Source organism: Mangrovicoccus algicola (assembly GCF_014903745.1).
Lineage (GTDB): Bacteria > Pseudomonadota > Alphaproteobacteria > Rhodobacterales > Rhodobacteraceae > Mangrovicoccus > Mangrovicoccus algicola.
This window is the reverse complement of record NZ_JACVXA010000004.1, coordinates 66,510-78,850: the sequence shown is the minus strand read 5'-3', so window position 1 is coordinate 78,850 and position 12,341 is coordinate 66,510. Positions and strand designations below refer to the sequence as shown.

12 protein-coding genes are annotated in these 12,341 nt (G+C 69.6%); 4 read left to right on the top strand and 8 right to left on the bottom strand.

Features of this window, described 5'->3' with window-relative positions; translation table 11 throughout:
- Positions 1 to 8: 8 nt before the first annotated feature.
- The 3 genes from ICN82_RS01885 to fabF all read right to left on the bottom strand — a co-directional run bounded on the left by ICN82_RS01885 (position 9) and on the right by fabF (position 3,376).
- Positions 9 to 746 (bottom strand): helix-turn-helix transcriptional regulator, encoded by a 738-nt coding sequence (locus tag ICN82_RS01885; RefSeq protein ID WP_193179136.1) that lies wholly within the window; start codon positions 744 to 746, stop codon positions 9 to 11.
- 207 nt (positions 747 to 953) lie between these two features.
- A complete protein-coding gene (gene mltG, locus ICN82_RS01880) occupies positions 954 to 2,114 on the bottom strand; it encodes an endolytic transglycosylase MltG (protein ID WP_193179135.1) in 1,161 nt (386 codons plus the stop codon).
- A complete protein-coding gene (gene fabF, locus ICN82_RS01875; RefSeq protein WP_193179134.1) occupies positions 2,114 to 3,376 on the bottom strand; it encodes a beta-ketoacyl-ACP synthase II in 1,263 nt (420 codons plus the stop codon). Before fabF ends, mltG begins: the two co-directional genes overlap by 1 nt.
- A gap of 240 nt (positions 3,377 to 3,616) precedes the next feature.
- Between fabF and ICN82_RS01870 the strand changes: the two genes are divergently transcribed.
- On the top strand, positions 3,617 to 4,459 hold the full coding sequence (locus tag ICN82_RS01870) for a cytochrome c (RefSeq protein WP_226898215.1): 843 nt from the start codon (positions 3,617 to 3,619) through the stop codon (positions 4,457 to 4,459).
- 88 nt (positions 4,460 to 4,547) lie between these two features.
- Here the strand turns inward: ICN82_RS01870 and ICN82_RS01865 are convergent, their stop codons facing one another.
- A complete protein-coding gene (locus ICN82_RS01865) occupies positions 4,548 to 4,784 on the bottom strand; it encodes an acyl carrier protein (protein WP_193179133.1) in 237 nt (78 codons plus the stop codon).
- 228 nt (positions 4,785 to 5,012) lie between these two features.
- Positions 5,013 to 5,750: a 3-oxoacyl-[acyl-carrier-protein] reductase gene (gene fabG, locus ICN82_RS01860; RefSeq protein WP_193179132.1), complete on the bottom strand. Its 738-nt coding sequence runs from the start codon at positions 5,748 to 5,750 to the stop codon at positions 5,013 to 5,015.
- Between the two features lie 324 nt (positions 5,751 to 6,074).
- Here fabG and ICN82_RS01855 point away from each other — a divergent pair, with 324 nt between their 5' ends.
- Positions 6,075 to 6,773 carry a hypothetical protein gene (locus ICN82_RS01855; protein WP_193179131.1) on the top strand — a complete coding sequence of 233 codons (699 nt, stop codon included), beginning with the start codon at positions 6,075 to 6,077 and terminating at the stop codon, positions 6,771 to 6,773.
- A gap of 39 nt (positions 6,774 to 6,812) precedes the next feature.
- On the opposite strand, the gene fabD is transcribed toward ICN82_RS01855, so the two are convergent.
- Entirely contained in the window at positions 6,813 to 7,748 is a 936-nt protein-coding gene (fabD, locus tag ICN82_RS01850) for an ACP S-malonyltransferase (RefSeq protein WP_193179130.1), read from the bottom strand.
- Between the two features lie 221 nt (positions 7,749 to 7,969).
- On the opposite strand from fabD, the gene ICN82_RS01845 reads away from it, so the two are divergent.
- On the top strand, positions 7,970 to 8,911 hold the full coding sequence (locus tag ICN82_RS01845) for an AEC family transporter (RefSeq protein ID WP_193179129.1): 942 nt from the start codon (positions 7,970 to 7,972) through the stop codon (positions 8,909 to 8,911).
- 111 nt (positions 8,912 to 9,022) lie between these two features.
- Positions 9,023 to 10,237 carry a cytochrome b/b6 domain-containing protein gene (locus ICN82_RS01840; protein ID WP_193179128.1) on the top strand — a complete coding sequence of 405 codons (1,215 nt, stop codon included), beginning with the start codon at positions 9,023 to 9,025 and terminating at the stop codon, positions 10,235 to 10,237.
- 39 nt (positions 10,238 to 10,276) lie between these two features.
- Here ICN82_RS01840 and ICN82_RS01835 read toward each other — a convergent pair whose 3' ends face one another.
- Both ICN82_RS01835 and ICN82_RS01830 read right to left on the bottom strand, forming a co-directional pair.
- Positions 10,277 to 10,714, bottom strand: a complete 438-nt coding sequence (locus tag ICN82_RS01835; RefSeq protein ID WP_193179127.1) for a MarR family transcriptional regulator — start codon at positions 10,712 to 10,714, stop codon at positions 10,277 to 10,279.
- A gap of 345 nt (positions 10,715 to 11,059) precedes the next feature.
- Positions 11,060 to 12,316: a hypothetical protein gene (locus tag ICN82_RS01830; RefSeq protein ID WP_193179126.1), complete on the bottom strand. Its 1,257-nt coding sequence runs from the start codon at positions 12,314 to 12,316 to the stop codon at positions 11,060 to 11,062.
- Between the last annotated feature and the right edge of the window lie 25 nt (positions 12,317 to 12,341).

The window sequence follows — 12,341 nt, the reverse complement described above, 5'->3', positions numbered from 1 at the left end:
GCGCGGTCTCACAGGCTGATCTGGCCGCGCGCCATGGCCAGGGCCAGCGCCTGTTCGCGCGTCGCCGCCCCCATCTTGTCGCGCGCATTTTTCAGATGCAGCCGCACCGTCACCTCGGCCAGGCCCAGCCGTTCGGCGATGCGGCCATTGCCCATGCCCTGCGCCAGGAGGCCCAGCACGTCGCGTTCGCGCCCCGACAGCCGGCCATAGCGGATGCCCAGCTCGCCCCCTCCGGCAGCGGGGGGCGCGATGCGCCCGGCCATCATCGCCGCCACCACCGGCAGGAGCGCGGCGCGCTCGGGACCCATCACCGACTCCATCGGGTCCCGGGCGCCCATGATGACGACCCCGGTCACCGCGCCCCGGCGCGACTTGAACATCTCGATATGGTTGTAGTCCCGCTGCCGCATCGCCGCCGCCAGCGGCGCGCCCGCGGAACTGGCGGCCAGCCCGGCGGCGGTCACTTTCAGGCGCGGCTCGCCCCGCGGCAGCCAGCGCCACATCGGATCGGCCCCGCGCAGCGCGGGCTGCGCATAGTCCGATGCCCAATCCTGCCCGACATGGAAGCGCACCCAGAGCGGATCGACCGATCCGGAAAAGACCGCCCCTGCATTCAGCCCCGTCAGCCCCAGCGCCTCGGCGATGCCGACGCTGTCGCGCCATCCCGCATCGGGATCCTGCCCGGGATCGGCGCGATGCAGCCGGTCGGCCAGATCGATCAGGAAATTCGCGGCTGACCCGGCCATCGCAGCACCTATCGGATCGGATATCTTTTACCGTCGAGTAAAGTATTTCATAAGGCGCGGGATTTCAGCACCAAAGCGATTTCGCGCGGGAACCATGGCCGCACGGCAACGCCCGGCCACGGTTCCGAAAAGTTTCTGCCCGGCTCCATCCGGAACCGGGCAGTCAGAGGCAGCCCTTCCCAATGCTGCAAATCGCAGGCCGGACAATCACTGTCCGGTCTGCTCCCTTTGCTGGCGCTCGATCTCGCGCCACTTACGCACATTGGCATTGTGTTCGGCCAGCGTGGTGGAGAAGACATGCCCGCCCGTGCCATCGGCCACGAAATACAGGTATTCCGTTTCGGCCGGGTGCAGCGCCGCCTCGATCGCGGCGGCGCCGGGATTGGCGATGGGCCCCGGCGGCAGCCCGTCGATGGCATAGGTGTTGTAGGGCGTGTGGCGGCGCAGCTCGCTGGCGCGCAGCCCGCGGCCCAGCACGCCCTTGCCCTCGGTCAGTCCGTAGATCACCGTCGGGTCGGTCTGCAGGCGCATCCCCTGCTCCAGCCGGTTGACGAAGACCGAAGCGACGGTCGGGCGTTCCGCATCGACGCCGGTCTCCTTCTCGACGATGGAGGCCATGGTCAGCGCCTCTTCCTTGGTCGCGTAGGGCAGTCCCTCGGACCGCGTCGCCCAGGCCTCGTCCAGAAGCGCGGTCTGGCGGCGGGTCATCTCGGCCAGGATGTCGCCGCGCGCGTCGCCCGGGGCGATGTCATAGCTGCCCGGCGCCAGCATTCCCTCGGCGGGAACCGCATCGACCGATCCCTCCAGGATGTCCAGCTGCCCCAGCGCATTGCTGATCTGCCAGGAGGTCACGCCCTCGGCGACGGTGACGCGCATGCTGCCGAAGCCCCGGTCGAGGAAGTCCTGATAGGCGGCCGGGCGCGGCGCGTCGGGGGCGAATTCCTCGATCACCTCGAAGCGCCCCGTCTCCGGCACGATCTCGCGCAGCTGCAGTTCCGCAAGGGTGACGCCGATGCGGAAATTGACCTCGGCGCCGCAGGTGCTCTGCCCCGAGACGGTCAGAAGGTCGGCGATCTGTTCCATCGAGGCGCCCGCGGGCACGAGGAAACTGCCGGCCTTCAGCTTGGCGCTGCGCTCGGTATAGTCCGATCCCAGCCGGAAGATGCGGGCATTGGACACCGCCCCCAGGGCCTCCAGCTCGGCCGAGACACCGGTCATCGTGCCGCCGCGCGGAACGCTGACGCAAACAGCCTCGGCCAGCGGGCCCGGCGTGACCCAGCTGCGCTGCGCCCAGTAGATCGCCCCCGACAGCGCCATCAGCGCCACGATCAGAAGCGTCAGGAAATTCGACGCGACGGATTTCCACATCAGGCGGGCGCCCCGCCCAGGACCAGCGACGCGTTGGTGCCGCCGAAACCGAAGCTGTTGGACAGCGCGATCTTGATCTCGCGCTCCTGCTTGGCATTGGGCGCCAGGCTCAGCCTGGGCGTCACCGCGGGATTGTCGAGGTTGATGGTCGGCGGCGCCACCTGGTCGCGGATCGCCAGGATGGAGAAGATCGCCTCCACCGCGCCGGCCGCCCCGAGAAGGTGCCCGATCGAGGACTTGGTAGAGGACATCGTGGCCTTGGACGCCGCATCGCCCAGGATCGCCTCCACCGCGCCCAGCTCGATCGTGTCGGCCATGGTCGAGGTGCCGTGCGCGTTGATGTAGTCGATCTGCGACGGGTCGATCCCGGCGCGCTTGATCGCGGCGGTCATGGCCCGCTTGGCGCCGTCGCCATCCTCGGAGGGCGCGGTGATGTGATAGGCATCCCCCGACAGGCCGTAGCCCAGCACCTCGGCATAGATCTTCGCGCCGCGGGCGACGGCGTGCTCGTATTCCTCCAGCACCAGGATGCCCGCGCCCTCGCCCATGACGAACCCGTCGCGGTCGGCGTCATAGGGGCGGCTGGCGCGCTGCGGATCGTTGCCGCGCTTGGTCGACAGCGCCTTGCAGGCGTTGAAGCCCGCGATGCCCAATTCGCAGATCGCGGCCTCGGCCCCGCCGGCGATCATCACGTCCGCATCGCCCAGCTGGATCAGCCGCGAGGCATCGCCGATGGCATGCGCGCCCGTCGAGCAGGCGGTGACGACCGAATGGTTCGGCCCCTTGAACCCGTAGCGGATCGAGACCTGCCCCGAGATCAGGTTGATCAGCGAGCCGGGAATGAAGAAGGGCGAGACCCGGCGCGGTCCGCGTTCCTTCAGCAGGATCGCGGTATCGGCGATGGTCGACAGCCCGCCGATGCCGGACCCGATCAGCACGCCGGTGCGCTCGCGGCCCTCGTCATCCTGCGGCATCCAGCCGGAATCCCGCACGGCCTGCTCGGCCGCGGCGATCCCGAAGAGGATGAATTCGTCGACCTTGCGGGCCTCCTTCTTCTCCATCCAGTCATTGGGGTTGAAGGTGCCGTCCGTGCCGTCGCCATAGGGGACTTCGCAGGCATAGGTCGTCGCCAGATGGCCGGCGTCGAACTTGCCGATCGTGCCCGCCCCTGACTGCCCCGCCAGAAGGCGGCTCCAGGTTTCCTCGACCCCGCAGGCAAGCGGCGACACCATGCCCAATCCTGTCACGACTACCCGACGCATCGTCTGCTCCCGTTATCATTAGCCTTTGGCGCCTGATACCCTGTGCCGCGCGGTGCGGCAAGCGCAAGACCCGGAGGAAAGCCGCCGCCCCGCCCGGCATCCCCGCCTGCCGGCGGGAAACCGCGACCCGTGCCGGGGAATGCCCGTGCACGCAGAATCCTTCGAGACCGACTCGCCTCATGCGGTATTCTCCGCGGCGCGCGCCGCCATGGCGGCGGCCGATTTCCAAGGAGAGCATTGATGAAGGACGCAGCCTGCCTTTTCGCCCTGCTGCTTTGCGCAGCGCCCGCATCGGCCGGTCCTCCCGCCGAACAGCTGGCGCGCGGCGCCTACCTGGTCCGCGGCCCGATGGGCTGCGGCAACTGCCATACCCCGCTGGGCCCCGAGGGGTTCGACCCGGCGCGCGAACTTGCCGGGCGGCTGGTGGAGGACGGCCCCGCCTTCACCGCCCATGCGCCCAACATAACGCCCGCAGGCCCGGTCGGCGGCTGGAGCGACGCGGAACTGGCCCGCGCCATCCGCGAGGGGCTGCGCCCCGATGGCAGCCTGATCGGCCCGCCGATGCCCTTCGCCGCCTATCGCGGGATATCCGATGACGACCTTGCCGCGATCGTGGCCTTCCTGCGGACGCTGCCCGCGGTGGAGCATTCCGAACCCGCCTCCAGCTACCGCATCCCCCTGCCCCCGGCCTGGGGCCCGCCGGTGACGCAGGTCACCGCGCCGCCGCAGGGGGTGAGCGCGGAATATGGCGGCTATATCGCGCTCAGCCTCGCCCATTGCATGGAATGCCACTCGCCGATGACGGAGACGGGGCCGGATTACGCCAATGCGCTCGGCCAGGGCGGCTTTGTCTTCCACGGCCCCTGGGGGGAGGTGACGGCACCGAACATCACGGGCGGGCCGGACGGGATCGGCGGCTATGACGATGCCGCGCTGGCGGCGATGATCACCGAAGGGATCCGCCCCGATGGCAGCCCGATGCGCCCGCCCATGCCCTACGGATTTCTCGCGCAGATGACGCCGCAGGACCTGCAGGCGGTGATGCTGTACCTGCGCGGGGTGCCCCCGCTGCCGGGCAACTGAGCCGCCCGCCCTGCGCGACCGGGGCCCCGAAACGAAGAATGGCACCCGCAGGGGTGCCATTCGAAATCTCTCGGTTGCGGGCCGTGGATCAGGCCTGGGCCTTCTCGATGAAGGACACGGCATCGCCGAAGGTCTGGATCTTCTCGGCGGCATCGTCCGGGATCTCGATCCCGAACTCTTCTTCGAACCGCATCACCAGTTCCACCGTGTCGAGCGAGTCGGCGCCGAGATCGTCGATGAACGACGCCTGCTCGTTGACCTTCTCTTCCTCGACCCCCAGCTGCTCCACGACGATTGCTTTGACGCGGGCGGTGATATCGCTCATCTTCGGTTCCTCATTTTTATCTCAGGGCGGGTGCCCGAATAACGGTCTGTTGCGGGCCCTCTGACCCTTCTGCCGGACAGGGCGCATGGGAAGCGCCGCAGCCCCGGATTCCCCGGCCGGGCCGCTCCCTTCTGGAGAGCCCCCCGAAAAATCTTGCGCGCCTATAGCACAGGTGCAGACCGACGCAAACGCTTTCGCCCCGGCCTGTAACACCCCGTGCGCAGGGCCTCAGAGCATCGCCATGCCGCCATTCACATGCAGCGTGGCACCGGTGACATAGCCCGACTCGGGGCTTGCCAGGTACAGGACGGCGGCCGCGATCTCCTCGGGGCTGCCCATGCGGCCCGCCGGGATCTGGCCCATGATGGCGCCCTTCTGCTCGTCATTCAGCTTGTCGGTCATGGCCGTGGCGATGAAGCCCGGCGCCACCGCGTTCACCGTGATGCCGCGGCTGGCGACCTCGTAGGCCAGCGACTTGCCCATGCCGATCATCCCCGCCTTGGCGGCGGCGTAATTGCCCTGCCCGGGATTGCCGGTCGCGCCGACGATCGAGGAAATGTTGATGATCCGGCCCCAGCGCGCCTTCATCATGCCGCGCAGCACGCCCTTGCACAGGCGCATCGTGGAGGTCAGGTTGACCTCGATCACGCCGGCCCATTCCTCGTCCGACATCCGCATGAACAGGTTGTCGCGGGTGATGCCGGCATTGTTGACCAGGATGTCGACCGATCCCATCGCCTCGGCGGCCTGTTTCGGAAGGGCCGTCACCGCCTCGGGATCCGAAAGGTTGCAGGGCAGGACATGCGCCCGCCCGCCCAGCTCGGCAGCCAGCGCCTCCAGCGGCTCCACCCGCGTGCCGGAAAGCCCCACCGTGGCCCCCGCGCCGTGGAGCGCGCGCGCGATCTCCGCGCCGATCCCCCCCGAAGCGCCGGTCACCAGCGCCGTCTTGCCTGTCAGGTCGAACATGGTCGTCCTATGCCCCTCTTGTCACATCGGGGGACGGGGTAGCGCAACGGGCGGCAGGGGTGCAATCCCTCTCGGCGCCGCCCCGGCCCCGTCGCGCGCGGCGCCCCGCCTGCGCGCCGGACCGTTTCCGCACACACATTCGGTATACTTATTCAAATAGTTTTCTATCCGAATGTATAGAAGACACGTCGCCGGAGCCCGGGCTAGGATCCGGGGAGGACGGGCATCCCGATGGCGCCGCCGCCCGCGGCCCGCCGCATGCCCCCCGCAATGTCGTGCGTAACCATTGCCTTCTTTTTTCGAAACCCAGGGAGGAGAGACATGATGCGCGCATCACCCATTCTGCTGGCCGGCTGCCTCGCGGCGGCCCCGGCCATTCTCTCGACCGAGGCAAGGGCCGGCGTGGTCGACGGATCGGGCTTCAGTGCCTATTCGGAATTGATCGGCCTCAACGAATTGCTGCCCGGCCTGCCGGTCTCGGTCGGCGTCACCAATGGCGGCACGGTGAATTACCCCAATTCCGGCGAGGTGTTCGATCTGGGCATGGCCTACACGATCCTCGATGTCGATGTCGCCGGGCTGCTGACGACGGATATCGTGCTGGGCGTGCTGGGGGTGGACTGGATCTCGGCGGATACGTTCGAGCTGGTCTTCGACATCACCCCGGCCATCACCGTCGACCTGCCATTTCCGGCAGCGGACCTGAACATCCCGCTGAGCGCGGGCTTCGACGGAACGGCGGACTGGCTGATCGGCGGGCTCGACCTGCAGGGCGGCGAGGTCATCACCGGCGTCTCGCAGATCGCCGGGATCGATACCGGCAACACGATCAGCTGGACCGACAACTCGATCTCGATCGTCTCGGACAACCTGCTGGGGATCGACCTGGTCGGGCAGCGCCAGACCTTCCAGCTGACCTCTGCCCCCGTCGCGCCCATCCCCCTGCCGGCAAGCGCCTGGCTGCTGATGAGCGGCGCGGGGCTGATGGGGGCGCTGCGCCTGGCCCGACGGGGCCGCGGCTGAGTTGCGGGCGGGCCCGGCCGGGGCCCGCCGGGCGGGGGCTCAGGCCTCCGCCAGCACCGATTTGACGTCGCCTGGCGTGCCGACGGCCTTGCAGGCCAGGCCGCGATCGATGCGGCGGATCATGCCCGAGAGCGCCTTGCCCGCGCCGATTTCCCAGATCTCGTCGACGCCCTGCGCCGCCATCCAGGCGATGCTCTCGCGCCAGCGGACCGAGCCCGTGACCTGCCGCACCAGTTCGGCGCGGATCGTCACCGGGTCCGACACCGCCAGGGTCAGCGTGTTCTGCACCACCGGGATGACCGGGGCGGCGATTTCCACCTCGGCCAGACGCGCCTCCATCACCTCGGCGGCGGGCTGCATCAGCGCGCAGTGGAAGGGGGCGGAGACGGGCAGCATCACGGCGCGCTTGGCGCCGCGGGTCTTGGCGATCTCCACGGCGCGCTCCACCGCCGCCTTGTGGCCCGAGACCACGACCTGGCCCGGATCGTTGTCATTGGCAGCCTGGCAGACCTCGCCCTCGGCGGCCTCGGCGGCCACCGCGGCGGCGGCGGCGAAATCCAGGCCCAGCAGCGCCGCCATCGCGCCCACGCCCACCGGCACGGCCGCCTGCATCGCCGCCCCGCGCGCGCGCAGCAGCCGCGCGGTATCGGCCACGCTCAGCGCGCCCGCAGCGGCCAGGGCCGAGTATTCGCCCAGCGAATGCCCCGCCACATAGGCGCCCGAGCCGATCTGCCAGCCCTCGGCCTCCAGCGCGCGCACGGCGGCCAGCGAACAGGCCATCAGCGCGGGCTGGGCATTCTGCGTCAGGGTCAGATCGGCGATCTCGCCCTCCCAGATCAGCGCGGAAAGCTTCTCGCCCAGGGCCTCGTCGACCTCGTCGAACACGGCTTTCGCGCCGGGATAGGCCTCTGCCAGCGCACGGCCCATGCCGATGGTCTGGGCACCCTGCCCCGGAAACACATATGCGCGCGCCATGGCGTGCCCTCCAGCTTGTCGGTCTTGCGTCAATAAGTCTGGCAAGCCGCATAGCCAATGCCGCCGCCGGTTGCAATCCGCAGCCCGCCCCCCTGCCGGGATCCCGTACCGGGGCCCGATGCGCCGCATCGACCCCGACCGGCGCCGGGTGATACCGCTGGCACAGTCAGCCAAGCGAGACCTCCGATGACCTCCCCCGCCCGATCCGCGATGCCGTCCTGATGCTGGACGTCTTCCTCCTTGCCGTGCCGCTCTATCTGCTGATCTCCGCCGGGTTCGCGGTGGTCCGATCAGGCTACCTGCCGCCCGAGAACCTGGGCGGGGTCGGACAGTTCGCGCTGAAGGTCTGCCTGCCGGTGCTGATCTTCGCCGCCGTGTCGAAGCCGGGGGCGCTGATGGCGCTGAACTGGCGCTTCGTGGCGGGCTATTCCGCCGGCTCGCTCCTGCTCATCGCGGCGATGGCGCTGGCGATGATGCGCGCCTTCGGCCATCCGCCGGGCCGCGCGGTGATCCTGGGCCTGGGCTGCGGCAGTTCCAACAGCGCCTTCTTCGGCCTGCCCGTGGCCGCGATCGCGCTGGGGCCGGACCGTGCGGCGACGATCTTCGCCTGGATCCTGCTGGCCGAGAACATGATCGTCATCCCGCTCTGCGTCTCGCTGGCCGAAAGCATCGAGACCCGCAGCGCCAGCTTCCTGCATGCGCTCAGGGCCGTTCTGGCGGGCATGGCGCGCTCTCCGCTGATGATCGCCCTGGTCGCCGGGCTTGCCGTCTCGGTGACGGGGATCGAGCCGCCGGAGCCGCTGGCGCGCAGCATGTCGATGATCGTCACCGCCGCCCCGGTCATGTCGCTGATGCTTGTGGGCGGCTTCATCGCGCATGAGGACATCCGCGGCGCGGGCCTGCCCTCGGCGGTGATCACCCTGGCCAAGCTGGTGGCGCATCCGCTGGCGGTCTGGCTGGTGCTTTCGGCGCTGCCGGGGCTGGACCATGCGACGGTGATCGGCGGGGTGCTGTATGCGGGGGTGCCGATGTTCACCATCTTCACCCTGTTCGCCGCGCGCCATGGCGGCGAGACGCTGGCCTCCGCCGCGCAGGTCCTGGCCACGGTGCTGTCGCTGCTGACCATCAACGGGCTCTTGTTCCTGACCATCCCGGGGCTGTGACCGCCGCGCGGCAGGCAGGCGCGCAGGGGGGATGTGCGCCGGTGCCGGATTGGGCGGCGGCGCGCCGCGGGCTATGCAGGGGCAGGACAGCAACCCATCCCGGAGCCTCCCATGCCCGCATCCCCGCCGAGAAACACGCGGCACAGCTATGGCAGCGTCGCCAAGACCTTCCACTGGCTGACCGCGCTTCTGATCCTCTCGCTCTGGCCGCTGGGCTATGTCGCCCATGCCTGGCCCTATGACAGCGCCGCGGCGCTGGCGACCAAGGCCACGCTGTTCTCGCTGCACAAGACCTTGGGCGTGACGCTGTTCTTCGTGGCGCTGGCGCGCATCCTCTGGGCGCTGGGACAGCCGCGCCCGGCGCTTCTGCATCCCGAGCGGCGGCTGGAAAGCCTGGCCGCCGAAACGGTGCACTGGGTGCTCTACGGCGCATTGGTGGCGGTTCCGCTGGCGGGCTGGATCGACCATGCCGCGACCGAGGGCTTCGCGCCGATCTGGTGGCCCTTCGGCCAGTCGCTGCCGCTGGTGCCGAAAAGTCCCGCCGTCTCGGCGCTGTTCGGCAGCCTGCATTCGGTCTTTGCCTGGCTGCTGCTGGGGGCGGTCGGGCTGCATGTGGCCGGCGCGCTGAAACATCACCTGATCGACCGCGACGCGACGCTGCGGCGGATGCTGCCCGGGCGGGTTGCCGTCGCCGCGCCGCAGGCCGCGCATCGGCACCTGCCTGCGGCGGCGGCGGCGCTGGCGGTCTGGGCCGTGGCCGTGGCGGTCGGGCTGAACGGGGCCCGGCCGGTCCCGGGCGGCAGCCCGGCCGCGCCCGCCCTGGAACAGGCCGCCAGCGACTGGACCGTCGAAGACGGCAGCCTGGAGATCACCGTGCACCAGTTCGGATCCGACGTCACCGGGCGCTTCGCCGACTGGACCGCCGTCATCTCCTTCGACCCGGAAGCGGGCCCCGGCCCGGCGGGGGATGCAGTCATCCGCATCTCGGTGCCCAGCCTGACGCTCGGGACCGTCACGGAACAGGCCAGGGGCGCGGAATTCTTCGATGCCTCCGGGTTCCCCGAGGCGGTCTTCGAGGCCGGGCTGGAGCGGCTGGAAGATGGCAGCTACCTCGCGCGCGGGACGCTGGAGCTGAAAGGCCGGCAGGTTCCCGTGGAGCTTCCCTTCACGCTGGCGATGCAGGATGGCGCCGCACGGGCGACAGGCTCGGTGACGCTGGACCGGCGCGATTTCGGCATCGGCACGGCAAATCACCCCGATGAGGGATCGCTGGGCTTCGCGGTGCGGGTCGATATCGCGCTGACCGCCCGCCCGGCCGGGTCCTGAGCCCCGCCCTCGGGCCGCGCCGGGGCGCGGCCCGAGGGCTCAGATCCGTTCCAGTTCGTCCAGCAGTTCGATCAGCGTCGCTAGTCTCTTGCGCCCCAGCCGGGACTCGATGCGCGCCGACAGCATGGCCAGATCCTCCGCGTGATCGGACACCACCGCGCGTCCGGCATCGGTGATCGCCAGGGTCTGGCGGCGCCGGTCGCGCAGGTCGCGGCAGCGCGAGACCAGCGCCTTTTCCATCAGCGTCTGGATGATCCGCGTCTGGCTGGGCAGAAGCAGACCGCATTGCTCGGACAGGCGGGTGGCATCCATCGGACCCTGCTCCTCCAGGACCGTCAGGATGCGCCATTGCTGTTCCGTGAGATGCGACCGCGCGGCAAAGGCGCGGATCGGCGCCACGACGCGTTCGCGGGCGCGGTTGATGCGCATGTGAAGGGAATCGGACGTTCCGCCGAAGATCGGCGCGATGACATTCATGTTTCAGCCCCCTGAAGCCGATCCGAATTTCTGCGTTCGGCCCATTCAATCTATGGTGGCAAGGACGAACTGTCCATAATTTATGAACAGATGCCGACCGACTTATCGCTTTCGCCGATGGGTCTTGAGCCCCCCGCGTCGCGTCCCGGCGGGACCCGCATCCAATGGCATTGCGGCACGGGGACGCTGCGGACCGGGTCGCGACAGCCGGACCTCAAGACACCGCAGGACGCCCGCGGCTGGTCCCCTGCATCTTCTGATACCACACGATAACCCGGCCTTTGTCCAGAGTCGCGCCTCGGGCGGGGGGCCGCCATGCGCGGATCCCCGCGTCTGCCGCCGCTGCTAGGCCTCGCCCCATCCCAGCAGGCGGCGTTCATCCAGCGCCGCCTCCACCGCGTCGCGGATGGTCTCGCGCTCGGTGCGGGGCTTCACCCCCGCGCCGATATCGCCGTTGCTGCCCAGCAATTCGGGATCGACCGCGGGGCTCGCCCCCCGGCCAAGCATCCGCGACAGGCGCGACAGCCCGTCGAAGACCTTGTACCAGAACGGCCCGCCCAGCCCGATCAGGAAGCCTGCGATCACCACATTGGCCAGCCAGATCACCGGCCGGTCCGTATCGCCGATGCTGCTGTCGCAGGCCGGTGCGGCCGCGCCCAGCAAGCGGCAATGCGGGTAGTAGTCGAAGCCCACCGGCAGGGACTGCGCCTCGGTCATCCGGCCGATCGTCTCGCCGTAGAAGCCGCGCATCGCCTCCACCTGCCGTTCCAGCGCATCCCGCTGGGCCGGGTCGGAACTGGCCGCCAGCCGTTCCAGGTAGCTGTGATAGAGCGCGTCGATCTCGGGCGCGGAGTCGATCAGCGCCTCGCGGGCGCTGTCATCCTGCATGACATAGAGAAAGACCCGCCCGGCATTGATGTTGAACACCACGGCCACGCCGAGCGCCACGACCAGCGCCGCGGTGGCGGCGTATTTGCGGAACCTCTCATGGGTCAGGGCCTGGTATTTCAGGAAACCGCGCAGCGCCGCCTCCCAGTCCTGCGCCGTGACGATCCGGTCGCGGTAATCGGGGTTGCGCGCCAGCCGCCGGGCAAAGCCCTCGGGGGTCAGCTGGTCGATGCGGCAGCGATGCGGCAGGCACAGCCCCGGCTCTACCGCCTCCTTCGCCATCGCGCCCTCCCCCGCCTGCCGCGCCGCCGCGGCCTTGCGCCGGGCCGCATGGCTGAGCCCCTGACGGGACGCGGCGGCCCCCGGGTGCAGCGCGGCATACCAGGTGGCGCCCAGAAGGTCGCGCAGCGCGTGCATCAGGCGCGCGGCCCATCCCGGCGGCGCCCGGTACATCTCCATCGGGCCCAGCGTCGTGTTGTAGGTCAGTTCGTCCACCAGCCGCACCGGCCATCCCTCGGGCCGGGCCTGCAGCCAGAAGACATTGCCGTCGCCCGGCTTGGCGGACAGGTCCAGCACCATCTGGCACAGCGCGTCGGCCAGCATCGCCTGGCGCTTGCGCCGGGCCCGGAGCCAGGCCTCGGTAATTCCAGTGACGACCGTCGCCAGCACGATCATCACCACCGAAAACGCCAGGGCGCCTTCGAGAATTTCCATCTTCTCCCCCGCGGAATGACCTTGA